The organism is Zobellia sp. OII3 (assembly GCF_002211465.1).
GTDB classification, from domain to species: Bacteria; Bacteroidota; Bacteroidia; order Flavobacteriales; family Flavobacteriaceae; genus Zobellia; species Zobellia galactanivorans.
On record NZ_MWRZ01000004.1, the window covers coordinates 222163 to 247475 of the forward strand.

The following is a 25313-nucleotide window of genomic DNA, read 5'->3' on the forward strand; positions in this document are numbered from 1 at the left end:
AAGCGCTGGTTAATTTCAATCGAAAATAGGTATTTTTGTATAGGAATGAACAAATGATATCAAAAATTGATGGCGACACCTAAGAGTTACGAAGAATTTAAAAAAACATGGGGCGGTTCTAACCCGCCGTCCGATTTGTCGGAAGCATTGAAAGCTATGTGGTTTGCCGCGAACGACAACTGGGAGGCTTCCCATGATATTGCCCAGGAAATGTACAATGAAACGGGAAGTTGGATTCATGCCTACTTGCATAGGGTAGAAGGCGATAAATTCAATGCCGGGTATTGGTATCGCAAAGCGGGAAGGTCTTATCCCCAAAGTTCTTTGGAGCAGGAACATCAAGAAATAACCGAGTATTTGTTGGGGCGCTAGTTAAACTAGGTCCTTTTTAAAACAGACGCTGTTTTCCATACCTTCGTACTGACCGTAATTGGGTATGGTTTTGTAATTGTTCTTGGTGTAAAGGGAGATGGCTTCCGGTTGGCGTTTGCCCGTTTCCAGAATACAGCTTTTGTACCCCAGTTCAGTAGCCCATTTTTCCAATTCCTTTAGAAGTAATGTGGCAACACCCTGACCCCGTGTTTTGGGCGAAACGTACATTCGTTTGACTTCCACCGAATCCGTATCGAATTCCTTAATGGCTCCACAACCCACGGCAGCATTGTCTGAATAGGCTATAACGACTTGGTTTAGGTGCTCTATGCCATTGTATTGATGGTAAAAGTCATGTTCGTCGCCATCCGTATGGCTCAAATAAGCATCCAATTGGGCGACTAGGCTTGTAAAGTGTTCGTTTTTGTGGGTGGTACGTTCTATTTTTAGCATGGTTAAACGGTAATGGATATACCTGAGGCCTTGTTGTTTTCCTTGCCCTCAAAATAAAAATCGATCCTGCCTAGGTTAATGCCAAAACAGCCGACTTGGTTGACCAGTACATTTCTTCCCGATTTGTTCTGTACGACGCTAGGCTTGTCCAAAAAGGTGTGGGTGTGGCCGCCAATGATTAAATCGGTATGTTCAAGTGCTTTTGCCAGGGCAAGGTCGTGCGGCTTTTGCTTGTTTTTGTATTCGTAGCCCAAATGTGATAGGCAGACGATAAGGTCACAGTTTTCTTCGTCCTTTAAGGTGTGTTCCGTGTCTTGGGCGATTTCAAAGGGGTTGAGATATTGGGTTTCTTTGTACAGAGATTTGTTGACCAGTCCCTTCAATTCTATCCCTAGTCCGTACACCCCGATTTTTATTCCGTCGACCGTATAGATTTTGTAAGGTTTGACGTAACCGTCCATTATGGTGTTTTTAAAATCGTAATTCGCGTTCACCATTTCAAAATCGGCATTTGGCATTTGGGCCAATAAACCTTCGATGCCGTTATCGAAGTCGTGGTTTCCAATGGTGGCGGCATCGTATTTGAGCATACTCATAAGTTTGAACTCCAATTCCCCGCCATAAAAATTGAAATAGGGAGTACCCTGAAAAATATCGCCAGCATCGAAAAGTAAGGTATTCGGATTTTCCTTTCTGATACTTTCGACCAAGGTAGCCCGTCTTGCCAATCCCCCTAGATTGGGGAATTCAGAATGATCGGAAGGAAAAGGGTCTATATGGCTGTGAACGTCGTTCGTGTGTAAAATGGTAATGTGTTTTTTTACATTGCCAAGGCAAGAGCTTAAAGAAAGACCGCCTAGGCCTGCGAGTGCACTTGAGGCCGTGGTGTTTTTAATGAATTTTCGTCTGTTCATAAGACTATTTTTTCAAAGGCAATATCCGATGGTACTGCGTATGTTTTTTGTTCTGTTACTTGCTTAGTTTGATAAACCTGTCGTCGACCACCGGTTTAAGGGTGTCTACTTTTTTAAAGTAGTCGATCATGGCGTTGCGGATCAGGTAATCAGTGTTCATAATATTTAAGGCTTCCTTAAAAAAGAACATGCTGTCTCCTCCGTTCACTAAATAATTAGAGGTGGCGACATAGTAGGTTTTGTTCTCGTCCAAAGGCTTTCCTTGTATGCTGATGGAATGTATTTCGTTCTGCGGGTCGAGGGTCAGTTGAAGTCCTGATATCGGATGGGCGCGACCTGAGTCCCTTAAGTACGAGGCCATTTTTAAGAGGGAAGCGCCCTTGAGTTCGGCTACCACAATGGCGTTTTCAAAAGGCATGACCTCATAAGCGGTTCGGGAAGAGACATTTCCTTTGGAAATCAGGGAACGAATGCCTCCATGGTTCAATAATACAAAATCGATATGGTGTCCCGTTCGCGATTTAAATATAGGGTCGGCTTCCCATAATACAATGTCGGCCATAAGGTTTCCTGCCGTGGTATTCAGTGCCCCGTCCGTTTTAGAGATGGGGTAAGGGGCGTAGGTAAGGGTGCTGTCAAGTACTTGGTCAACCCTTTCGCGATAGGGCTTTACAAAAGACTCGATAGATGCCTTGGAGGTCAGGGAACTGTCTATGGCAAGCTGTTTTCCTTCAATACTTTTAAGTGTGGGTTGTTGTTCGCCACAAGAGTAGAAAATCGCGAATGTTGCAAATACAACAAAATGTTTTATTTTTAAAACCATATTTCGTTTTATCTTAGCGCCATATTATGCGTGGAGATTCTTTACATTTGTAAAACCCATTCCAGATTTTGCATACCAGAATGGTTACAAAATGTAAAAGTACATGTTTAAGGGAATAAAAGATAAGTTCAAATACAAATCGGGCGTTAAATTTTTAAAACAGGAGCTGGCCAAAGACCCGCCTATAATCGAAAGAAGTAGAGGTATTACTTCGGTAGGGTGTATCGTGGACCTAGACAGCTTTGATGATGCGAACCAGTTTTATGGTTTCGTTGAAGATTATAATTTACGGCCGAATGCGGTAAAGATTATTGGTTATAAAAGTTATTACGACAAGAATTCGCCATATTCAACCCCAGTGTTTTCCGATAAGGATCTTGGGTGGGGCGGGGCCATAGAAAACAGTTATGCCCTTGAATTTTTAAGTAGGGAGTACGATTTGCTCGTAAACTATTATACCAGTGATAATTTATTGCTACAGTTGATGAGCGTAAAAACAAGGGCCCGATTTCGTGTAGGTTTTAAAGATGTGGATCTCATGTACAATGATTTGATAATGGATTCGCCATTGAAAGATTTTAAGACGTTTAAATCGGAGCTTAAAAAATACCTTGGCGTATTAAACGAAATTGAATAATGAAGCAATTGATTGGTACAGGTGTGGCGTTGATCACTCCGTTCAAAACAGATTTTTCGGTAGACGTAGATGCGTTACATCGTATCGTGAACTATTGTGTGGACGGTGGCGTTGACTATTTGGTAGTATTGGGTACTACCGGTGAATCGGTTACACTGACCAAAGAAGAAAAGCAGTTGGTAATCGATACCGTAACCATTGCCAACGCAGGCAGATTGCCCTTGGTGGTCGGTGTCGGGGGAAATAATACGGTTGCCGTAATCGAAGATTTACAGAAACTCGACCTTACCAATTTCGATGCCGTACTTTCGGTATCGCCTTATTATAATAGGCCTACCCAAGAAGGTATATATCAACACTTCAAGGCAATCGCCCAAGTGTCTCCTAAGCCTATTATCCTTTATAATGTACCGGGTAGGACGGGTAGTAATATGCTACCGGAAACCGTTGCGCGCTTGGCCGATGTGGAAAACATTGTTGCGATCAAGGAGGCATCTGGAAATATGGTGCAGGTGCAAGAAATGATTCAAGCCTGTCCTAAGGATTTTCATGTAATCTCGGGAGATGACTTTACCGCATTGGCGACAGTCTTGGCAGGAGGATCGGGCGTTATCTCGGTTTTGGGCCAAGGACTTCCTAGGGAGTTTTCGAACATGATCCGCTCCGGATTGAACCGAAACGTTGATGAGGCCTACAGGCAACATTACGAACTTCAAGAAGGGATGGGATTGATTTTTAAGGAGGGAAATCCGGCCGGTATCAAAGCTATTTTTGAAGTATTGGGGCTTTCTGGTGCCAGTGTTCGCTTACCTTTGATAGAGGCTTCCGATAGTCTTAAAAAGAACATCGCCAACTTTGTAAAACCTTTTAAGGTTTTTGCCTAGCGGTGTTAAATCTTCCCCAAAAGCATTGGTGCAAGGGTTTCAGAATGCTATTTTAGCTACTTTTATTTTTTGTTTTTTATATCCATCGGGAATCCGTAATTTTGCAAAATGCTTTTTAAAATGAGGTTATTAGCCCCTATCTTATTACTTGCCTTGGTATTTCAATCCTGTAGCGAATACCAAAAGGTTCTTAAAAATGAAGAAGTAAAGCCCAAATATGATCTGGCTCAGAAGTTCTATGAGCAAGGTGATATGAAAAGGGCCAATCGTCTTTTTGAACAAATCGCACCTAAGTATGTGGGGAAGCCACAGGGGGAGCGGGTCATGTTCTTCTTGGCGGATACCTATTTTCAGAGAAAGGATTACAACATGGCGGGCTATCAGTTCGAACGGTTTGTTAAGTCCTATCCTAAAAGTGATAAGGTGGCCGAAGCTTCCTTTTTAGGGGCAAAGAGTTATTTTATGCTTTCACCAAGCTATTCCTTGGATCAAACGGATACCGATAAGGCCTTGGCCAAATTGCAGCTTTTTATTAACACCTATCCCGATTCGGAATATTTTGCGGAAGCCAATGCCATGGCCAAGGAGCTGACCACGAAAAAGGAGCATAAGGCCTATGAAATAGCCAAGCAGTTCAATAAACTAGGGCAGTTCGATTACTCGTTCCTGACCCCTGCGGTAGCGGCCTTCGATAATTTTATCTCCGATTTTCCGGGGTCTATTTATAGGGAGGATGCCTTGTTTTACCGATTTGAATCGGCTTCGCGGTTTGCCTTAAATAGCTTTAGAAGATTACAGGAAGAACGATTACGGGATGCCGTAGCGGACTACAATGCCTTGAAGAAGCATTTTCCTGATACAAAATACGGCGAAGAGGCCGATAAGATACTTGAAAAAGTAAATTCAGAATTAAAGGGTTTTTCCCAAGAGAAAGAAGCAAAATAAATTAGTTTGACTATGAATATGAACGATCTTAAAAATTCGAAAGCTCCCGTTTCTACGGTAACGATCAATAAAAATGAGTTTGATAAGCCGACGGGTAATATCTATGAGGCAATTTCGATCACGGCAAAGAGGGCGGTACAGATCAATTCCGAAATCAAAAAGGAACTTCTAGAGAAATTGGAAGAGTTCGCTACCTATAGCGATAGTTTGGAAGAGGTTTTTGAGAATAAAGAACAGATAGAAGTTTCTAAATTCTACGAAAAACTACCAAAACCACATGCCTTGGCCGTTGAAGAGTGGTTGAACGACAAAATATATCACAGAAATACGGAGAAAGACCAGTAGTATATGCTAGGCGGAAAGAACATCCTTTTAGGCATTACCGGAGGGATTGCCGCTTATAAAACTACCTTTCTTGTACGTTTACTGATTAAAGCTGGCGCCGATGTCAAAGTTATTTTGACGGAGAGCGCCAGCTCTTTTGTTTCCCCACTTACCCTGGCAACGCTTTCTAAAAATCCGGTACTTTCCTCTTTTGTTCACGAAGATGAAGGGGAGACCGATTGGAACAACCATGTGGAACTCGGGCTGTGGGCAGACTTGATGTTAGTGGCGCCCGCTACGGCAAATACATTGTCGAAAATGGCCTCGGGTACGTGCGATAATTTGCTGTTGGCCTCGTACTTGTCGGCTAAATGTCCGGTATTTTTTGCCCCGGCAATGGATTTGGATATGTACAGGCATCCGTCTACAAAAATCGCTTTTGAAAAATTACGGTCTTTCGGTAATATTATGATTCCCGCAACTTCGGGCGAATTGGCAAGCGGTCTTCATGGTGAAGGACGTATGGCCGAACCTGAAGATATTGTAGGCTTCATTAAGGCCTATCTGCAAAAAGGGCTTCCGCTTAGCGAAAAAAAGGTCTTGATTACTGCCGGACCCACCTATGAAGCCATTGACCCTGTCCGTTTTATCGGAAATCATGCTTCTGGCCAAATGGGTTATGAGTTGGCAAAGGTGGCTGCAAATTTAGGGGCACACGTTACTTTGGTCTCTGGGCCTTCCCATCTTGCCGTTTCGCACGACCTTGTCGATTTAAAAAAAGTAAGCTCTGCGGAAGAAATGTACAATGAGGTGCACTTGCATTACAAAGAAATGGATATTGCCATTTGCGCTGCTGCGGTAGCCGATTATAGGCCTAAAACGGTGGCTAATCAAAAAATAAAGAAAAAAGAAACTGAATTTTCGATTGAATTGGTGAAGACCAAAGACATCTTGCTCTCATTGGGTGACCAGAAGGAAAAACAGTTTTTGGTTGGTTTTGCTTTAGAGACAGAAAATGAACTGGATAATGCGATAGGCAAGCTTAAAAAGAAAAATTTAGACGCCATTGTTCTTAACTCTTTGAACGATAAGGGTGCCGGTTTTGGAAAACCTACGAACAAAATCACTTTCATAGATAAGAATTCTGAAATTAAGCCGTTTGAACTAAAGACAAAGGCAGAGGTGGCCAAAGACATTTTTGACGAAATCTTGAAAAGATACCATGCGTAATTTCTTATTTATACTTGCTTGTTCATTTGTAATGATGTCGGTTTCGGCACAAGAGATGAACTGTGTGGTGACCATAAACGCGGATCAGGTCTCTCAAACCAACCAGCAGGTCTTTAAAACGCTTGAGCGCTCGTTGAACGACTTTGTGAACAAGAACAAGTGGACGAACCGAAAGTATAAGGAAAATGAGCGTGTAAGCGCCCAAATGTTCATTACGATCAATAAGTATGAGTCGAATCGCTTTGAAGGCAATATTCAGATTCAGTCGTCCCGGCCTGTTTTTAATACTTCTTATGAAACTCCTGTTTTTAATTATAAGGACAATCAATTAAATTTTGAATACATCGAATTTCAGCCTTTGGTGTTCAATGAAAATGTATTCGAATCTAATTTGGTAGGTGTGGTTTCCTATTACATCTACATTATTTTAGGCTTGGATGCCGATACCTTTTCTTTGGAAGGCGGTACAGAGTATTTTAGAAAGGCGCAGCAGATAACCACCCAGGCGCAAGGCAGTAGCTATGCAGGTTGGGATCAAAGCAGTGACCGTAGCCGTTTTGAGTTGGTAGATAACCTTTTGTCCAATACCTATCGCGAATATCGTATCGCCATGTATAATTATCACCGTAAAGGACTTGATATTCTAGGGGATAACAATAGTACGGGAAAACAGGTGATTGCCGGTACCATGAAGCTTTTTGAGACCATGATCAAACGCAGGCCGAACGCCTTTTTGATACAGACCTTCTTTGACGCCAAGTCAGATGAGATCCAAAACATCTTTTCAGATGGTCCTAAAGTCGATATCGTTCAGTTGAAAGAGACTTTGAACAGAATTGCCCCTCTATATTCCAGTACTTGGAACGATATTAAATACTAGTTCTTTCGGTACGAAATTATCATTTATCTTTACGGCACAAATCGAATAAAAAACTGTGCTAGTACACCTTTCTATAAAAAATTACGCTTTAATAGATGACCTGAACGTGGCCTTTACCAAAGGATTCACTTGTATCACTGGTGAAACCGGTGCCGGTAAGTCTATTTTGTTGGGTGGTTTGTCCTTGGTATTGGGCAAGCGCGCCGATTTATCCTCTTTGAGGAATAAGGAAAAAAAATGTATTATCGAGGCCGAATTTCAAATCGATAAGTATAATTTGAAGTCCTTTTTTCAGGAGAATGATCTAGATTACGAGGAACGGACCATTATCCGAAGGGAAATCCAGCCTAGTGGGAAATCACGGGCCTTTATCAACGATTCTCCCGTTACACTGGATGTTCTTACGCGATTGGGAAGCAATCTGATAGATGTGCATTCGCAACACCAGACCTTGCAGTTGACCGAAAACGATTTTCAGTTGAAAGTAATAGATGCCCTTGCGGGAAACAAAGACTTGCTCGCCGATTATGGAGGGAAGCTCCGTTTGTTCAAAGCAACCTCAAAGGAACTTTCTGAATTGATCGAATTTCAAAAAGAAGCGAATAAAGAACATGATTACAATAGTTTTCTCTTGCAGGAACTTCAGGCTGCTCCTTTGAAGCTGGGACTCCAGGAAGAATTGGAAGAGCAGTATGAGCAATTGAACAACGTAGAGAATATTCTTGAGCTTATTGCTTCGGGCCATCAGCTGCTCAATGACGAACAAGTGGGTATCGTTAGTTTGCTTACCGAACTCAAACAGCTGATGAATCGCCTTTCGGGCTATGGTAGTCAATATGCCGACCTGAACCAACGGGTGCAATCGGTTTTTATAGAGGTCGATGATATAGCCTCCGAACTTCAGACCTATCAAGAAGATACCGAGGCCAATCCGCAATTGCTCGAAGAAACGAACGCCAAGCTGCAACAGCTATACGATTTACAGAAAAAACATGGGGTTCAAGAGGTTTCCGAATTATTGGAAATAAGGGAGGGGCTTTCAGAGAAGGTCAGTGTTACCGAAAATCTCGAGGCGGACATTGAAAAGAAGGAAAAAGAGCTTGCGGCCCATAAAACGGCATTGCAAAAGGCGGCCGACGTACTGACGGCTAAACGGAAAAAGGTGATTCCGGAACTTAAAAAACAACTCGAAGATTCGCTCAAAGCCTTAGGTATGGCCAGCGCTACTTTTAAAATAGAACTTTTTAAGTCGAATGACTTTAAGGCGAATGGAGCGGACGGACTTACCTTTTTGTTCTCTGCGAACAAGGGGGGCGATTATGGGGAGCTGAAAAAAGTGGCCTCTGGGGGAGAGCTATCCCGTATCATGCTTACCATTAAGTCCATTTTGGCGAAATACGAAAACTTGCCCACCATTATGTTCGATGAGATCGATACCGGGGTTTCTGGTGAAATCTCAGGAAAAATGGGGGATATAATGCAAGAAATGAGTCGAAGCATGCAGGTGTTCTCCATTACACATTTGCCACAAGTGGCCTCTAAGGGCGATCACCATTTTAAGGTGTACAAGCAAGAAGAGGGGGCGGTTACCAAAACCAATATGAAGGAATTGGAGCAAGAAGAAAGGGTAGTGGAACTGGCGGAAATGTTAGGGGGCAAAGAGCTTTCCGATTCGGCCATGGCCCATGCAAGGCAACTTTTGAACTAGAATCGGATTTGGCCTATGTCTCTTAGGCTGTCTATTTTGATTCTTAGGTCGATTTTGTGCCTTTAAATGTTTTTTTCTTTACACGGCAACTATTTGTTGCCAACTTTTTAAATATCTTTGGGCCTTTAATAAGAACAACCAACAGAATCTAGCACAATGTCGTATAATTTACTAAAAGGTAAGAAAGGAATCATTTTTGGAGCTTTGGATGAAAATTCAATAGCGTGGAAAACTGCAGAGCGAATCCATGAAGAGGGAGGGACTTTTGTTCTGACCAATGCACCGGTAGCTATGCGTTTGGGACAGATCAAGGATTTGGCCGCAAAGACAGGTTCTGAGATCATTCCTGCCGATGCAACGAGTGAAGAGGACCTTGATAACCTGGTCGCCAAGTCAATGGAGATTCTAGGTGGGAAAATCGATTTTGTATTGCACGCTATCGGGATGTCCATCAATGTTAGAAAGGGCCGTTCTTATACCGATGAAAAATATGACTTTACCACCAAGGGATGGGATGTTTCGGCACTTTCGTTCCATAAGGTATTGCAAAGCTTGTACAAGGCCGACGCCATGAAGGAGTGGGGAAGCATCGTAGCCTTGACCTATATGGCGGCACAACGCGTTTTTCCAGATTATAACGATATGGCCGACAACAAGGCTTACTTAGAATCGGTGGCACGTAGTTTTGGTTATTTCTTCGGAAAGGAAAAAAATGTTCGTGTAAATACCATATCGCAATCGCCAACTCCTACAACGGCCGGTCAGGGCGTCAAAGGTTTTGACGGTTTTATCAGTTACGCTGAAAAAATGTCTCCCTTGGGTAACGCCACTGCTTTGGAATGTGCCGATTATACCGTAACCCTCTTTTCAGACCTAACCAGAAAAGTTACAATGCAAAATTTGTTTCACGATGGCGGTTTCTCGAATACGGGCGTAAGCCAAGAGGTTATCGAGCGTTTTACAGAGTAGAAACAACGATCCCGTCCCATAATATGATTGAATTCTGACGAGAATATTTGTTTTCGGCATATGTTTGGGCATTTTACATTATCGGTCAGGTAATGAAAAGGCCTTAGGAATCCCGTATAAAAGCTCATGGATTTATCTTTCTCGTTTATAGTTCCTGTTTATAATAGACCCGATGAAATAGCGGAGTTATTGGAAAGCCTGACGCATCAGACCTATTCCGATGATTTTGAGGTGCTGATCGTGGAAGATGGGTCGACCCTTTCTTCGGAAGAGGTGATAGGAAAGTATAGGGATAAGTTGTCCATTTCCTATTATAAGAAGCCCAATTCGGGGCCGGGGGATTCAAGAAACTACGGAATGGCCCGCGCCAAGGGCAATTATTTTCTTATCGTAGATTCTGATTGTATGATTCCGCCGCAGTACTTGGAAGCGGTGCATACGGCCCTGAAGAAGGACTTTGTACATTGTTTCGGAGGGCCCGATGCGGCCCATGAATCGTTCGGACTTTTGCAGAAGGCCATTAATTACGCTATGACCTCTGTACTTACTACCGGGGGAATCCGCGGAAACAAAAAGGCGCTGAACAAGTTTCAGCCGCGTAGTTTTAATATGGGAATTTCTAAAACCGCCTTTGAAACTGTGGGCGGATTCGGAAAGATTCACCCCGGTGAAGATCCTGATTTTACCTTTCGGGTATGGAACAAGGGCTTTGATACCCGATTGATTCCTGAAGCTTTTGTGTATCATAAGCGGCGTATCGACTGGAACAAGTTTTTCGTTCAAGTAAAAAAATTCGGAAGTGTTCGCCCTATTTTAAACCAATGGCATCCGAAGACCTCGAAAATGACCTATTGGTTTCCTACGTTTTTCTGCTTGGGCTTTTTGGCCTCACTCCTTTTGTTTGCAATAGGGATTCATTTGCCCGTCTATTTATATGTGGTCTATTTTTTGCTCATCTTTATAGATTCGCTCTTGAAAAACAGAAACTTAGCGGTAGCTTTGCTTTCCTTGGTCGCCGTGAGTATTCAATTTATGGGGTATGGTTATGGTTTTTTAAAATCAAGCATCTTCCTTAACTTTAGCAAAAAGGAACCAGAGATATTATTTCCACATTTATTCTTTAAGTAATTGTTAGACCTGATAACAGATAAGATAAAAAAGGCCCTCAAGAAGAGGAAGGTAAAGATGTTTTTAATGTTTTTATTCTTCTCTACTTTGATATGGCTTATCAATAACCTTTCCCGGAGCTATGTGAGTACGGCCAAGTTTAATTTGGAGTATGTGAACCTGCCGGAAGGCTATCTTTTTAAGGGTGCGACGGATAATGAATTAAAGGTGAGGCTCAAAGCGGGTGGTTTTCAGTTCTTGGGTTTTAATTTCAGGAGGAGTACCATAGCTATTGACCTTTCCGAGGCCCAGCGTAAAGATTCGATGTTCTATGTGCCCCAAGATGTATATAAAAAACAGGTAGAGAAGCAATTAAGTGGTTCTATGTCTTTGGTGGATATAGAGACCGATACCCTTTTTGTGGGAATGTTGGCCGTAATTTCAAAGAAGGTTCCCGTACATCCGAACGTGGAAATGAATTTGGCCCGTAATTACCTCTTGGACGGAAAAATAGAAACAAAACCAGATTCCATAACCCTTGTTGGGCCTTCCGATGAGATAGATAGCATAAGGGTCGTCCGTACCAAGAAATTGACCCTGCCCGATGTAAATTCAGATTTTTCCGAATCGGTGGAAATCTATAAATCCGAAAAACTCAAGAATACCGAGTACTCTGATGAGAAAGTAGAGCTTACGGCCCAAATTGCACGTTTCTCTGAAAAGGTCTTCGAGGTGCCGATTAAAATGGTGCATTTTCCCGATAATGTAGAGGTAAAGACGTTTCCCGATAAGGTCTCGGTTTTGTGCAAGGCCAAATTGGAGCGCTTGAAGAAACTTGAGGCTGGTGATTTTGAGGTGATTGCCGACTATCGCCAACTCGAAGAAGGCGAAGGCCATGGGCTAAAACTACAATTGCGAAAAAAGCCCAGTGGATTGCACAGTGTAAAACTACAAAAGGACACGGTTGAATATATATTGAACAAGAAATGAGAATTGTAGGTTTGACAGGCGGTATCGGCAGTGGTAAGACTACGGTCGCCAAAATGTTTGAAGAATTGGGGGTGCCCGTCTATAATTCAGATACCCGGGCCAAAGAGCTAATGCAAAGCTCCCAAGACTTGGTGTTGGCCATAAAGGAACTTCTGGGTGAAGAAGCTTATCGGGAGGATGGGGTGTTGGATAGGGGCTTTGTATCACGCCAAGTTTTTGACGACAAAGCCTTGTTGAACGAGCTGAACGCAATTGTCCATCCCGCGGTTCGAAAAGATTTCATACATTGGGCCGATGAACAAACTGCAGATTACGTCATTCAAGAAGCGGCCATCATATTCGAAATCGGAACCCAAGATTTCTATGATTGCATTATTCTAGTGGTCGCCCCCAAGGAAACAAGAATAGAAAGGGTTGTGCAACGAGATGCGGGCACTACCGTAAAAAGTGTAGAGGCCCGAATGAAAAACCAATGGGAAGACGATAGAAAAATAGAAGCTTCCGACTACGTCATCGAAAACACAAACCTCGAGCAAACCAAGGTTCAAGTATTGGATATTCATCGCGATTTGCTCAATAAAATCTAGGCCTCACGCAGTTTTAACATTTTTGTTAAGGTTTGGTTAAACGTACTATCTGTGAGTTGTTAAATCTTTAATTTTACTTTTAAATGAATAAGAGGCTATTTATTCTTTTGGTGGCGCTGATGAGTCTCTCCCTGATTGGAATTATTTCCGTTCAGTTCTTGTGGATAAAACAGTCTGTCGAAGATAAGGAGGAACAATTCTCCAATACCGTTTCAGAAGTGCTGAACACGGTATCCGATAAAATTGCGGAAAGGGAAACCAAAGATTATTTTGAGCGTTATCTCAACATCAAGGATAGTGTTGGCGAGCCCAAAAGTTCTCATTTGAGAAATATATTTTTTATTGATAGGGATATAAACTCCAACGAGATTCGGTTTTATTCCCATGGTATTTTAGAGGAGAATTACAATATAGCATCTACGTTCTTTGATAATGGTAATGCAAGTGATACGGCCACGATTAAGGGGTTTACCAGTAAACGTACCCAAACGATCTTTAAAGAGGATTTTGGGCTTGATGGTAAGGGGTATAAACTGAATGCAAAACAGAAACTAGAAAAAATCGGAGGGCTTTCATCAATAGAAAAAGCCCAGTTTGAAGACGTTTTTAGCGAATATGCCAAAAAGGTACCGATTCATAAAAGGGTTTCCAAACAGGAAATTCAACTGTTGCTTGATCGAGAACTTAAAAATAGAAACCTTGATCTCGATTATGAGTATGGGGTGTATAGTAGAGGGCTTCCAACAAAGGTAAAGTCGCGAAAGTTCAAGTTCGCAAAGGATATGCTCTATGAAACACCTATTTTTAAGGATAGTGAGGGAGCTAGTAATTTTTCCTTGTTGATAGCTTTTCCGAAGAAAAAGAAATTCTTGATACAGTCCATAATAAAAATGGCGCTCTTATCGTTACTTTTTACTTTGGTAATCGTAATCGCATATTCGGGGGCTATTTACCAATTGATACGTCAAAAGCAGATATCCGAAATAAAATCGGATTTTATCAATAATATGACGCATGAGTTTAAAACACCCATTGCAACGATAAACTTGGCCGTAGAGGCTATTCGAAACCCTAAGATAATCGGGAATCCGGAAAAGGTGGATCGCTATCTGACCATGATCCGTGAAGAGAATAAACGAATGCATGCCCAAGTGGAAAATGTATTGCGTATCTCAAAATTGGAAAAGAACCAATTGGATATCAGTAAGGATAGGGTAGACGTTCACGACATAATACAAGATGCTATCGCCCATGTCGAGCTTATAGTGGCCGACCGTGGGGGGTATATCGAAACCCATCTAGACGCCACCCGTACAGAGGTTTTGGCCAGTGAAATGCATTTTACCAATGTTATTGTCAATATTCTTGACAATGCGATTAAATATTCGACAGAGGCACCTCGAATAGATATATATACCGAGGTGGCCAAGAATTTTATTGTGATAAAAGTAAAAGATCAAGGTGCCGGAATGAGCAAGGCAGTGGTCAAAAAGGTGTTTGAAAAATTTTACCGCGAACACACGGGAGATTTACATAATGTCAAGGGGCACGGCCTCGGTTTGGCATATGTTAAAAAGATCGTTGACGATCATCAAGGTGAAGTCTATGCGGAAAGTGAAAAAGGAAAGGGAAGTACATTTTATATAAAATTGCCTTTAATCTAACTCAACAAGTTATGGAAACAGTAAATAAGAAAATACTCTTAGTGGAGGATGATCCCAATTTCGGAATTGTGCTGAAGGACTATTTATCAATGAACGATTTTGATGTCACTTTGGCCAAAAATGGCATGGAGGGGTTTGAGAAGTTTAAAAAGGATAATTATGACATTTGTATTTTGGATGTGATGATGCCTTATAAGGATGGTTTTACCTTGGCCAAGGAGATTCGTGAAAAGAACGAAAATGTTCCTATCGTTTTTCTTACCGCTAAGACCATGAAGGAAGATGTTCTTAAAGGATATAAAGCCGGGGCCGATGATTATCTGAACAAGCCGTTCGATTCGGAAGTTCTTTTGATGAAAATTAGGGCCATACTTCAAAGAAAGGCTTCTAATACCTTGGCTGACAGTAAGAAGTTCGAATTTACCATTGGTAATTTCCATTTGAACTCAAAACTGCGTTTTTTGAAATACAAGGATGAGGAAGCGATTAAACTTTCTCCGAAAGAAAATGAATTGCTTCGTCTTTTGGCCTTGCATGAAAATGATCTTATGCCCCGTGAATTGGCACTCACCAAAATATGGAGAGATGACAATTACTTTACTTCAAGAAGTATGGACGTGTATATCGCCAAGCTTAGAAAATACCTTAAACGAGACGATACCGTTGAAATTTTGAACATTCACGGTGAAGGCTTCCGATTGGTAGTCAAAGAAGGTGAATAAAATAGAAATACAATAATAGATACGAAAAGCCCTACTATGACTATAGCGGGGCTTTTTTATTGTTCAGCTGGGCAATGACTTGGTCAGTGATTTCATCGGGTGTGAGCATTATAGACACAGTAATCGCGTCATCGGGAACCTCTAAGGTGTCGAATTGCGACTGTAGGAGTGCAGGAGGCATAAAATGGTTTTGGCGCTGCCTGAGCCGTGCCATGATTTCGTCAAAAGAGCCTTTCAGATAAACGAAATGAAGTTTCTTTTCCAGGCCCTTCTGTAGAATGGAACGGTATTTTGTTTTGAGGGCCGAACAGGCAATGATGGCACCTTTCTCACTGTTCTCAAGGGCCAATAGATTGAGCCGTTCTAACCAGCCTTGACGGTCATCGTCGTCTAAGGGAATACCTTCGGCCATTTTCTTTACGTTTTCCTTGGGGTGAAAATCATCCCCATCAAAGAAATTGATATGGAGTTTCTCTGCCAATAGTAGGCCTATGGTGCTTTTGCCCGAGCCTGAAACGCCCATAACGAATATGATCGGATTTCTATCGTTCATCTAGTTTGTTTTTTAAGGTCGCTATAGCATCTTTGAACGCAGAGTCATGTGTCACCCATAGGGTTTCTTCGTTTCGCTTGAACCAAGTAAGTTGGCGTTTGGCAAACCTGCGTGTATTTTTTTTAATTTCATCGAGGGCAAAATTCAGGTCCTCGGCCGTAGCCTTCCCTTCGCCTTCCTTTTCAAAATAGGTAAAAAGTTCGCGATAGCCTACGGTCTGCAAGGCGTTAAGGTGCCGATGCTCCATAAGTTTCCTGGCTTCGTCGATAAGGCCATCGGCAACCATAAGGTCGACACGCTTGTTGATGCGTTCGTAAATCAGTTTTCGGTCGGCCTCGATTCCGATGGTTAGGGTTTCGAACGGGCGTTTTTTCTTGCTCTGGGAAAGGAAGGAAGAGTAGGGCGTTTCCGTTCCGATACAAATTTCCAAAGCCCGAATGAGCCGATGCGGATTGTTAAGGTCTACCTTTTCGTAATAATTTTGATCTCTTTTTTGTAGTTCGGCCTGTAGGGATTCGATACCTTTTTCACTCAATTCTTGATTCAGCTGCTCGCGTATTTTCGGGTCGACTTTTGGAAAGTCGTCGAGCCCTTCGGTTACGGCCTTGGTGTATAGCCCGCTTCCACCGACCATCGCGACAATATCATGGGTTTTAAACAGTTTGTCGAGCAACTGCAGTGCATCGCGTTCAAAATCACCTACCGAATAGGAATCGAAAATACTGATATGTTGAATAAAGTGATGTTGGGCTCCGGCCAGTTCTTCGGTGGTAGGCACGGCCGTACCGATTTTCATTTCCTTAAAAAATTGTCTGGAATCGGCGGATATTATCTCGGTCTTAAAATATTGGGCGAGGGCAATGGCAAGTTTGGTCTTGCCAATTGCGGTTGGGCCGACAACGGATAAAAGTATCTTTTTCATTAGAGCTCGCTTCCACAATTATAACAATGACTGGCATCGTCCCTATGCCCTTCTTTGGCGCAGTTTCTGCAGGCTTGGGTATTGACGTGCACAAAATTGTTCTCTCCACTAGGTTGCTGACTTTTCGACCTTTTTCCAAATTCAACGGTTACAATTCCCGTAGGAACGGCAATCACGCCGTAACCGACGAGCATGATCAGGGTAGCTATAAACTGGCCCTGGGGCGTTATAGGGGCAATGTCGCCATAACCTACGGTGGTCAAGGTAACGATAGTCCAATAAATACTGGTAGGGATACTGGTAAAACCGGCCTCGTCACCTTCTATAAGGTACATGACCGTGCCTAGAATGACCGATAAAATGAGTACGGCAAAAAGGAAAACCGTGATTTTGGCCCTGCTGGCCTTTAAGGCATTTTTAAGTTGGGAGGCTTCACCAAGGAAGCGTACCAGTTTCAAGATTCTAAAAACCCTTAAAAGGCGCAAAGACCTGATGGCCAGAAGTACCTGCGAACCGGCAAAAATATAGGAAAGGTATAAGGGTATGGTCGATAATAGGTCGATAATACCGTAAAAGCTAAAAATATACTGCTTGGGTTGTTTTATACTGACGATACGGGCAATGTACTCGATGGTGAAGAGTACGGTAACGATCCATTCGAGTATAAAGAGTATTTTATGGTATTCGGCATCTATCCATTTAACACTTTCGAGCATGACCAAAAGCACGCTGATGATGATGAGTATAAACAATAAAATGTCGAACCCTTTTCCCAAAGGGGTGTCGGCTTCATAAATAATTTCATGAACCTTGTTTTTCCAGCCTTTATCGGGTTTTTGTTCTTTCAACTTTATTTATCGCTTAGTTCTATGATTTTCAATCCGCGTTTTTTGCGAATGTAGTTTTCAATGATATGTGCCGTGTTCTCATTCCCTTGCATAGGGACTATGATTGATTCTAAGATATGAATATTATTGATTTGGTGATTAAGGTCATAGTAGCCAAAACCTTTAAAATCACCATTTTTAATCAATACCGCACTGTATTCGCCAATCTCCCTGCCTTTATCTATGATCACCACATTTTTGTGGTCTAGCGAGTATTTCTGTACGGCATCGTTTACCCTTTGGTTGTATGTTTCTACCGCTTCTTTTTTGATGCAGGCTCCCAAACATTCGCCGGTATCGTAGTTCGAGCAATTCTTTTGGGCCTCGGAAATACCGTTTAGCTTATCGCATAGTTGATAATCTCGCGTAAGCTTATATATAAAATTGGCGGCACCCGCATGACTGTTGAATGTTGTGAACGCACCGTTTCTTTCGGTGGTTTTTTTAATTTTTAAGGTGAGATAACCGGCCTCGTCCTTTTCGACATAGACACCATGGCTGAAAATTATAGGTTTGAGGCGTTGGTTATATTTGGGACGGTTGCGTTTAAGTTCTTCGTTTTCTTTGAGCATGGCGACCAATTCATTTCCCGTTTTTTCGAACGACACTTTTTTTGTCGCCTTTTGCAGCTGTCGCGAACGACCGCCACTTTTGGTAAAGTGTTGGTTGACCCTTTTTTTCATGTTCGAGCTTTTTCCCAAGTACAAAATTTCCCCGTCTTTATCGTGCATATAATACACTCCCGTTTCCGAAGGCAGGGCATCGACGATGTCTAATTGTCTATCGGAAAGTTCGCCCTCCGTTTCTTTGCGGATGACACTCTTTAAAATGGTTTTGTCAAGATCTTTTGAGAGTAGCACCTTAAAGAGTTTCAGGGTGGCAAGGGCATCGCCATTGGCCCTGTGGCGATCGCTAACGGCTATTCCAAGGGATCTTACCAGTTTGCCCAGGCTATGCGATTCGGCTTCGGGGATGAGCCTTTTTGACAGTTCTACCGTACAGAGTGTTTTACGCTCAAAGTTGTAGCCTAGTCTTCTAAATTCCGTTCGTAGTATTCTGTAGTCGAACTGGGCGTTGTGTGCCACCAAAACGGTGTCTTCCGTTATTTCAACAATACGTTTGGCCACCTCATGGAACTTAGGGGCGGTCTGCAACATTTTGTTGTTTATGCCCGTGAGTTTTACCACAAAGGGCTGAATGTCCTTTTCGGGGTTTACCAAGCTGATAAACTTATCTACCACCTTATGTCCGTCAAATTTGTGAATGGCAATTTCGGTGATGCCTTCTTCATTGTATTTTCCTCCAGTGGTCTCAATATCTAAAATGGTATACATCTATGCGTTTTTGTACGGTGGCTTTGGCCTTATGTGGGTTGAAAATTGAAAAATCAGTAATTTCTCTTACCAAAGATACTACTTCCGATGCGTACCATGGTACTCCCTTCTTCAATGGCAATTTTGTAATCGCCGCTCATGCCCATGGATAAGATTTTAATCTGTTCGTTTTCGGTCTGTATAGCGTCGAATATCGACTTCAAATGTTTGAATTCCCTTCTTATTTGGGTTTCGTCATCGGTGAAGGTGGCCATACCCATTAAGCCTACAACGTTTACGTGCTTCAATTGTTGGTATTCGTCCGACTTTAATAAGGTATTTAGTTCTTCTTCGTTAAGTCCGAATTTGGTATCCTCTTCGGCAATATGGATCTGTAAAAGGCAATCGATACTTCGATTTAACTGTTCGGCCCTTTTGTTGATTTCGACCAGTAGCCTAAAGCTGTCGACCCCGTGTACCAAATCAACGAATTCGGCCATGTATTTGACCTTGTTGCGTTGCAAGTGTCCGATCATGTGCCATTTAATGTCCTTGGGCAGGCGCTCCCACTTGCCGACCATTTCCTGCACCTTGTTTTCGCCAAAAATGCGCTGTCCGGCCTCATAGGCTTCCAAGAGGTCCTCATCGGGTTTTGTCTTGGAAACGGCAACGAGGGTTACGTGGTCGGGTAGTGTACTCTTAATTGTTAAAAGTTGATCTTTTATCATCTGTTCGTTGATACTTTGCTGATTTTTATAAGATGCCCGGTACAGGTGTCTTTATCGTAAAAACTGATCGGAAACCTTTTCGGCCTTCCGCGATTCACTATAATCATAGAAGCCTTCGCCTGATTTCACACCCAGTTTTTTGGCCATCACCATATTCACCAAAAGGGGGCAGGGGGCGTACTTTGGGTTTTTAAAACCATCGTACATCACGTTTAAAATCGATAGACATACGTCGAGACCTATGAAGTCGGCCAATTGGAGCGGCCCCATAGGATGGGCCATACCGAGTTTCATGACCGTGTCTATTTCCGCAACGCCTGCAACACCGTTGTAGAGCGTTTCTATAGCCTCGTTAATCATGGGCATTAAAATTCTATTGGCCACAAAACCGGGGTAGTCGTTGACTTCGGTCGGGGTCTTGCCCAGTTGGGTCGACAAGGTCATGATCTGTTCCGTGGTTTTATCTGAGGTGTTGTAGCCTCTAATTATTTCGACCAATTGCATAATGGGCACCGGGTTCATAAAGTGCATACCGATTACCTTGTCGGGCCTGCCGGTAGCAGCCGCGATTTGGGTTATCGATATAGAGGAAGTGTTCGTTGCCAAAATGGTGTCATCGGAACAAAGGGTGTCTAGCTCCTTAAAGATGCTGAGTTTTATGTCTAAATGTTCCGAAGCGGCCTCTATTACTACGTCTACTTTGGTTACCCCTTCTTTGATGGAGGTAAAAGTGGCGATGTTTTGTAGGGTAGACGCCTTGTCGTCTTGGGTTATTTTTTCCTTGGCCAACATGCGGTCCAAGTTCTTGGTAATGGTCTGTAGTCCTTTGTCAAGGGCGTCTTGGGAAATATCTATAAGGTTTACTTTGTGGCCTTTTTGGGCGAATACATGGGCAATCCCATTTCCCATGGTGCCGGCACCTATAACAGCTATCTTTTGCATGCGTATGGGTTTAAAGTAATTAAAAGGAAGCGATAATTTGCAGGGCTACTTTTAGTGCTTGTGTGCCTTGTCTGAGACTTACAACAGGGGTGCTGTCATTGACGATGGCATCGGCGAAACTTTCCAGTTCGTCCAATATCGCATTGTTCGTCCCTACTTCCGGGTTTTCAAAATAAATTTGTTTCTTTTCGCCTTCGGCATTTTGGAGCACCATATCAAAGTCGCCTACTTTTTCGGGAGCGTCTTTCATTTTAACGACCTCTACCTTTTTCTCTAGAAAATCTACCGAGATATAGGCATCTTTTTGAAAGAATCGGGATTTGCGCATATTCTTCAACGAAATTCTACTTGCCGTTAGATTGGCTACACATCCGTTTTCAAATTCTATTCGCGCATTGGCGATATCGGGAGACTTGCTGATTACCGAAACCCCACTGGCGTTGATCTGTTTTACTTCCGAATTGACCACACTGAGTATGGCGTCAATATCGTGGATCATAAGATCGAGAACTACGGGTACGTCGGTGCCCCTTGGGTTGAACTCCGCCAAACGGTGGCTTTCAATGAACATAGGGGTGTTGATTTGATGTTTTACGGCCGAAAAAGCGGGGTTAAAACGCTCTACATGGCCTACTTGGCCTTTTATTTGGTGCTTTTTCTCCAGTTCGAGCAGCTCGGCCGCTTCTTCGTAGGTGTTGGTAATGGGTTTTTCGATAAAGATGTGTTTCCCTTTTTCAATAGCCTTTTTTGCACAATCAAAGTGGGATAAGGTAGGGGTTACGATATCCACAACATCTACGGCTTCTATAAGCTTGTTAATGTTGTCAAAGTAGGTGTAACCGAACTCGTCGGCCACCTTTTTTCCGTTTATGGCATCTGCGTCGTAAAAACCGACCAATTCATATTTCGTCGATTCGTTTAACAGACGTAAATGTATTTTTCCTAAATGACCTGCGCCTAATACGCCAACTCTAAGCATAAATTTCAATTTGTTCAAAAATAAGGATAGTTTCGGAGTTTTTTCGATTTGACCCGTGAAGATTGAGCTTTAATGTTTTAAAAAAAACAAGGACTGACATTTAGTCGGTAGACTTGTGAATTGAAGTTTTACAAGTTAACTTTACCTTCCAAAACCAGACCATTGAAAGATACTTTAAAACATAGGGGAATGCGCAACAAGCTGGCCGAAACATTGGTAGCTAAGGGCATTTCGAACAATAATGTGTTGAATGCCATACGTACCATTCCTAGGCATTTGTTTATGGACAGCAGTTTTGAAGGACATGCCTACCAAGACAAGGCTTTTCCCATTGCTGCCGATCAAACTATTTCGCAACCGTATACCGTGGCTTTTCAGTCGCAGTTACTTGAGGTAAAACCAGAACAGAAGATTCTTGAAATAGGAACCGGAAGCGGATATCAAACTGCAGTATTGTTGCTTTTAAAGGCAAGGGTGTACACTATCGAGCGTCAATTGGAGCTATTTAAGAAAACCAAGATTTTCTTTGGAAAAATGGGCTATCGCCCCAAAAAGATGATTTTCGGTGATGGTTATAAAGGCTTGCCCGATCAGGCGCCTTACGATGGGATTATCGTAACCGCCGGTGCCCCTGAAGTACCTAAAGCCCTTATGAGCCAGTTAAAAATCGGAGGTAGGTTGGTGATTCCCGTAGGAAGCGACGAACAGATTATGACCCTTTTTGTACGAAAGTCAGAAAAGGAATTTGAAAAGACGGAATACGGATCCTTCCGCTTTGTACCGTTGTTGGAAGACAAGAACTAGGGCAATAGGCCTTTAGTTGTTGAAGCTTTTCTTAATTCTTGAAAGGTTCCGTTGATTGTCTCGGTCTTTCAAGGTTTCACGCTTATCGTAAAGTTTTTTACCCTTGGCCAATGCAATTTTTAATTTGGCCAAACCCCTGTCGTTAATAAAGAGGTTGGTGGGCACAATGGTAAAACCCGAAGTGGTTACTTCCTTGCGTAGTTTTCTCAGCTCGCGCTTGCCCATCAATAATTTGCGTTCGGCTTTCGGCTTATGGTTAAAGTGCGAAGCATGGGAATATTCGTCAATTTGCATGTTGATGACAAAAAGTTCACCTCGCTCGTTAAACTCACAAAAACTCTGGGCGATCGAAGCCTTTCCTTCCCTGATGGATTTTATTTCCGTTCCGGCCAAAACAATTCCGGTTACATAGGTGTCTATGAACTCGTATTCAAACTTGGCCTTTTTGTTCTTTATGTTGATGTTCTTTTGAACCATGGCACAAAAATAGTGAAGTTCCCTAAAATAATGCCTAATTCATGGCCATAGAAACGAGATATATACGGATTTAAGCTTACATCCGCCCCGATCATTGTCCGTTCTAAAAGTCCCTACCGCTCTTTTGGGCAGTTGCAATTGATGTGGAGCCGTTGGGAAGTTGCCTGTCCGTTAATGAGTTGCACGATAAAAAGACTGCCGTTGTCACTGTCGTCCATTTCGTAATAAAGGTCTTCCCCGATCATTTTGTTTACAAATTCCGGCGTTGTATTGCTGTGGCCGACCACTAAAACTTTTTTGCCGAGGTTATCGGTCTTGAATTGTTCTATGTCAACATTCTGTGGTTCGTAGTAGGTGACATCGAGTTCTTTTTTTACCGCAGTGGGCGCAGCCGTCATTGAGGTTCGCTCGTAGTCCGTGGTGTATATAACGTCTAAATCCACGTCGTCGAGAATTTCGGCCCAGTGCATGGCCCTGCCGAGGCCCCGCTGGTTGAGTTCGGGATCTACATTTTCTGGGTCGGAACGGTCTTTTTCGGCATGCCGTATAAAATAAAATGTAGACACCACGTCTTTGGTGTTGTTTTCTTGCGTAACTTTTTGCTCGTCTTTACAACTGGTAAAGATTAAAGGTATACATAGAATTATGTATAATGATTTGATCCATTGCATAGTTGGTAATCTATTTTGGTTGAAAACTCTTGCATTATTGTTAACTAAATTAATGCAAAAAAAGTATGTATGAATGCTTGATTTTGTTTTTTTGTAACTATGCTCAGACTTATACTCTCAATTCTTCTGTTTTCGTTCTTTTTGGTTCTTCAGGGGCAAGATGCACGGCTACCTGCCGACCTAAGGCAGCATAATCTTACCACGTATAATGCAAGTCTGTTCAACCCGGCTTTTTCCCTCGACAGGAACAATGCCAATTCCTTGGCTTATTGGGTACGTTGGCAGTGGCAGGCCATTGATGGAAATCCCACGACGCAGTTTTTGAACTATACGAGAAAATTGAACAATAGGTCCACCGTAGGTGCGGCATTCTTTCAGCAAAATACAGGAATTTATTTTGATACGGGTGGGGTAATCAATTATGCGCAGAGCTTTGACCTGAACGAATCGGTAAAATTGGGAGTGGGCGTCAATATTTTTGGCTTTCAACAATCCTTGGCCGACGATCGATTTACGATCGACCCTGATTTTCCCTTACCACAATCTTCTTCGTCTGCCGATGATTTTATCCTGCAGGTGGCGCCGGGCATCAGTCTTAGTGTAGAGCGATTGACTTTGGGGTTTGCTTCGGAAAACCTGATCGATTATAATTTTACGGAAAGGGAAGCGAATACGGAAAAGGAGGACAAGGTCTTTATGGGGCTTGTTTCTTACGACTTTCCTTTGACCTTGGGGACGGCTATGAATGCCTTTTTAAGACCGTCGATGTATTTGCGAACCATTCCGGGAGAACCTAATCAAATAGGGTTTAATACACTTTTGAATACGAATAAATATTGGGGCCAATTGGGCTACAATAATTTTTATGGATACGGAGTAGGGCTAGGCGCCACTTTTTTTAAACATTTGTCATTAGGGGCCTTGGTCGAATTTGGGGCCGATTCATCTATAAGTTCGGAATCTTCCTTTGAACTTATGGCCGCATACTTTTTTGGTAAGCCCGAAGAACGGCATACAATGGTGGGCTATGTAACTCCGGAAGAAAACGAATTGGAACAAATAGAATCTGCCGAGGAAGAGGCTCAAAACGATGCCGTGGCGGAAGAGATCGAAGAGGCCGAAGAACTGGCGGAAGTACAGAAGGCAGTGGAGAAAGAGGCGAAGCAAGAAGAAAAGAGACGGCGCAAGCTTGAGAAAATGGCGCAGGATTCCGTAGCAAGGGCCGAAAAAGAAGCCGCATTGGCGCTTAAGAAAGAGCAGAAACGCCTTAAGAAGGAAGTAGAGGAGCAGATGGAGAAAGAGGAGGCCTTGGCGAAGGCAGTGGAAAAAGAGGCCAAGACACAAGGTGGTAAGCAAGATGCAAAGGCCCAAGAAGCGGAGCAAGTTAGAAAACAGGACTCTATTAATCGGGTAAAGCGGGAAGCAGCAATTGCGGCCGCCCGGAAATTAGAAGAAGAAAAACGAAAAGCCGAAGCGGCAAAGGCGGCGAAGGCCGAAGAAGAGGCTAAACTTGCTCAGCGGAAAGAAGTGGTAACGCCACAAAAAGGTGAGAAATACGAAGAAGTGCAAACAGAAGAGGGGTTGGCACCAGGCTATTATTTGATAGCAAATGTATTCGGGACCAAAAAGTACTTCGAGGCCTTTATGGCAGATATGAAAAGCAAAGGATTACAGCCTAAGTCTTTCGTGCGTAGCAAAAACAAATATAATTACGTATACCTCGGTCGTTACGACACTATGGGGCAAGCCAGACAGGCTAGGGATGGTAAGTTTGATGGTAAGTATGCCGGCAATACATGGATTTTCAGGGTAGTAGGGGAGTAAGTAG

The 25313-nt window shown here is 42.7% G+C and carries 28 protein-coding genes; 16 read left to right on the forward strand and 12 right to left on the reverse strand.

Annotated elements, in window-relative coordinates; all coding sequences use genetic code 11:
* Positions 1-69: 69 nt before the first annotated feature.
* Positions 70-372, forward strand: a complete 303-nt coding sequence (locus B4Q04_RS13545) for a hypothetical protein (protein WP_088697105.1) — start codon at positions 70-72, stop codon at positions 370-372.
* Here B4Q04_RS13545 and B4Q04_RS13550 read toward each other — a convergent pair whose 3' ends face one another.
* The 3 genes from B4Q04_RS13550 to B4Q04_RS13560 are packed head-to-tail and all read right to left on the reverse strand — an operon-like array spanning position 373 to position 2562.
* A complete protein-coding gene (locus B4Q04_RS13550) occupies positions 373-825 on the reverse strand; it encodes a GNAT family N-acetyltransferase (RefSeq protein WP_088697106.1) in 453 nt (150 codons plus the stop codon). It lies immediately after the preceding gene.
* Between the two features lie 2 nt (positions 826-827).
* On the reverse strand, positions 828-1739 hold the full coding sequence (locus B4Q04_RS13555) for a bifunctional metallophosphatase/5'-nucleotidase (protein WP_088697107.1): 912 nt from the start codon (positions 1737-1739) through the stop codon (positions 828-830).
* 55 nt (positions 1740-1794) lie between these two features.
* Positions 1795-2562, reverse strand: a complete 768-nt coding sequence (locus B4Q04_RS13560) for a 5'-nucleotidase C-terminal domain-containing protein (RefSeq protein WP_088697108.1) — start codon at positions 2560-2562, stop codon at positions 1795-1797.
* 103 nt (positions 2563-2665) lie between these two features.
* Between B4Q04_RS13560 and B4Q04_RS13565 the strand changes: the two genes are divergently transcribed.
* The 13 genes from B4Q04_RS13565 (at position 2666) to B4Q04_RS13625 (ending at position 15209) form a co-directional block, all read left to right on the forward strand.
* Positions 2666-3199 carry a DUF6913 domain-containing protein gene (locus tag B4Q04_RS13565; RefSeq protein WP_013996092.1) on the forward strand — a complete coding sequence of 178 codons (534 nt, stop codon included), beginning with the start codon at positions 2666-2668 and terminating at the stop codon, positions 3197-3199.
* Positions 3199-4083, forward strand: coding sequence for a 4-hydroxy-tetrahydrodipicolinate synthase (gene dapA, locus B4Q04_RS13570; RefSeq protein WP_013996091.1), 885 nt, complete (start codon positions 3199-3201; stop codon positions 4081-4083). Before B4Q04_RS13565 ends, dapA begins: the two co-directional genes overlap by 1 nt.
* A 120-nt stretch (positions 4084-4203) precedes the next feature.
* Positions 4204-5028: an outer membrane protein assembly factor BamD gene (locus tag B4Q04_RS13575; protein WP_231854782.1), complete on the forward strand. Its 825-nt coding sequence runs from the start codon at positions 4204-4206 to the stop codon at positions 5026-5028.
* A gap of 12 nt (positions 5029-5040) precedes the next feature.
* On the forward strand, positions 5041-5373 hold the full coding sequence (locus B4Q04_RS13580; RefSeq protein WP_013996089.1) for a DNA-directed RNA polymerase subunit omega: 333 nt from the start codon (positions 5041-5043) through the stop codon (positions 5371-5373).
* Positions 5374-5376: 3 nt separating this feature from the next.
* Positions 5377-6582, forward strand: coding sequence for a bifunctional phosphopantothenoylcysteine decarboxylase/phosphopantothenate--cysteine ligase CoaBC (gene coaBC / locus B4Q04_RS13585; RefSeq protein WP_088697109.1), 1206 nt, complete (start codon positions 5377-5379; stop codon positions 6580-6582).
* Positions 6575-7462, forward strand: coding sequence for a DUF4835 family protein (locus B4Q04_RS13590; RefSeq protein WP_088697110.1), 888 nt, complete (start codon positions 6575-6577; stop codon positions 7460-7462). Before coaBC ends, B4Q04_RS13590 begins: the two co-directional genes overlap by 8 nt.
* A gap of 55 nt (positions 7463-7517) precedes the next feature.
* Positions 7518-9170, forward strand: coding sequence for a DNA repair protein RecN (gene recN, locus B4Q04_RS13595; RefSeq protein ID WP_088697111.1), 1653 nt, complete (start codon positions 7518-7520; stop codon positions 9168-9170).
* A 156-nt stretch (positions 9171-9326) separates the two neighbouring features.
* Positions 9327-10139 (forward strand): enoyl-ACP reductase, encoded by an 813-nt coding sequence (locus tag B4Q04_RS13600; RefSeq protein ID WP_088697112.1) that lies wholly within the window; start codon positions 9327-9329, stop codon positions 10137-10139.
* 126 nt (positions 10140-10265) lie between these two features.
* Entirely contained in the window at positions 10266-11267 is a 1002-nt protein-coding gene (locus B4Q04_RS13605) for a glycosyltransferase (protein WP_088697113.1), read from the forward strand.
* Between the two features lie 66 nt (positions 11268-11333).
* The gene (locus tag B4Q04_RS13610; protein WP_158499764.1) at positions 11334-12236 is read left to right on the forward strand and encodes a YbbR-like domain-containing protein; all 903 of its coding nucleotides are present in this window, start codon (positions 11334-11336) and stop codon (positions 12234-12236) included.
* Entirely contained in the window at positions 12233-12823 is a 591-nt protein-coding gene (gene coaE, locus B4Q04_RS13615; RefSeq protein ID WP_088697114.1) for a dephospho-CoA kinase, read from the forward strand. Before B4Q04_RS13610 ends, coaE begins: the two co-directional genes overlap by 4 nt.
* An 83-nt stretch (positions 12824-12906) precedes the next feature.
* On the forward strand, positions 12907-14487 hold the full coding sequence (locus tag B4Q04_RS13620; protein ID WP_013996081.1) for a sensor histidine kinase: 1581 nt from the start codon (positions 12907-12909) through the stop codon (positions 14485-14487).
* An 11-nt stretch (positions 14488-14498) separates the two neighbouring features.
* A complete protein-coding gene (locus B4Q04_RS13625) occupies positions 14499-15209 on the forward strand; it encodes a response regulator transcription factor (RefSeq protein ID WP_013996080.1) in 711 nt (236 codons plus the stop codon).
* 40 nt (positions 15210-15249) lie between these two features.
* Here B4Q04_RS13625 and B4Q04_RS13630 read toward each other — a convergent pair whose 3' ends face one another.
* The 7 genes from B4Q04_RS13630 to B4Q04_RS13660 are packed head-to-tail and all read right to left on the reverse strand — an operon-like array spanning position 15250 to position 21533.
* Positions 15250-15762, reverse strand: a complete 513-nt coding sequence (locus B4Q04_RS13630; RefSeq protein ID WP_088697115.1) for a gluconokinase — start codon at positions 15760-15762, stop codon at positions 15250-15252.
* The gene (miaA, locus tag B4Q04_RS13635; RefSeq protein WP_088697116.1) at positions 15752-16684 is read right to left on the reverse strand and encodes a tRNA (adenosine(37)-N6)-dimethylallyltransferase MiaA; all 933 of its coding nucleotides are present in this window, start codon (positions 16682-16684) and stop codon (positions 15752-15754) included. The genes B4Q04_RS13630 and miaA overlap by 11 nt, the downstream gene beginning before the upstream one ends.
* Complete coding sequence (locus B4Q04_RS13640; RefSeq protein ID WP_013996077.1) at positions 16684-17532, reverse strand: ion transporter; 849 nt, start codon at positions 17530-17532, stop codon at positions 16684-16686. The genes miaA and B4Q04_RS13640 overlap by 1 nt, the downstream gene beginning before the upstream one ends.
* A 2-nt stretch (positions 17533-17534) precedes the next feature.
* A complete protein-coding gene (locus tag B4Q04_RS13645) occupies positions 17535-18905 on the reverse strand; it encodes an exonuclease domain-containing protein (protein WP_013996076.1) in 1371 nt (456 codons plus the stop codon).
* Positions 18906-18958: 53 nt separating this feature from the next.
* Positions 18959-19612, reverse strand: coding sequence for a YggS family pyridoxal phosphate-dependent enzyme (locus B4Q04_RS13650; RefSeq protein ID WP_013996075.1), 654 nt, complete (start codon positions 19610-19612; stop codon positions 18959-18961).
* 51 nt (positions 19613-19663) lie between these two features.
* Positions 19664-20554, reverse strand: a complete 891-nt coding sequence (locus B4Q04_RS13655) for a 3-hydroxyacyl-CoA dehydrogenase family protein (protein ID WP_013996074.1) — start codon at positions 20552-20554, stop codon at positions 19664-19666.
* Positions 20555-20573: 19 nt separating this feature from the next.
* On the reverse strand, positions 20574-21533 hold the full coding sequence (locus B4Q04_RS13660; protein ID WP_013996073.1) for a Gfo/Idh/MocA family protein: 960 nt from the start codon (positions 21531-21533) through the stop codon (positions 20574-20576).
* Positions 21534-21695: 162 nt separating this feature from the next.
* On the opposite strand from B4Q04_RS13660, the gene B4Q04_RS13665 reads away from it, so the two are divergent.
* Positions 21696-22337 (forward strand): protein-L-isoaspartate(D-aspartate) O-methyltransferase, encoded by a 642-nt coding sequence (locus B4Q04_RS13665; protein WP_046288153.1) that lies wholly within the window; start codon positions 21696-21698, stop codon positions 22335-22337.
* Between the two features lie 12 nt (positions 22338-22349).
* Here B4Q04_RS13665 and smpB read toward each other — a convergent pair whose 3' ends face one another.
* A complete protein-coding gene (gene smpB / locus B4Q04_RS13670) occupies positions 22350-22814 on the reverse strand; it encodes an SsrA-binding protein SmpB (protein WP_013996071.1) in 465 nt (154 codons plus the stop codon).
* Between the two features lie 113 nt (positions 22815-22927).
* Positions 22928-23485, reverse strand: coding sequence for a SixA phosphatase family protein (locus B4Q04_RS13675; protein WP_013996070.1), 558 nt, complete (start codon positions 23483-23485; stop codon positions 22928-22930).
* A gap of 99 nt (positions 23486-23584) precedes the next feature.
* Here B4Q04_RS13675 and B4Q04_RS13680 point away from each other — a divergent pair, with 99 nt between their 5' ends.
* Positions 23585-25309: a PorP/SprF family type IX secretion system membrane protein gene (locus tag B4Q04_RS13680; protein WP_088697117.1), complete on the forward strand. Its 1725-nt coding sequence runs from the start codon at positions 23585-23587 to the stop codon at positions 25307-25309.
* The last annotated feature ends 4 nt before the right edge of the window (positions 25310-25313 follow it).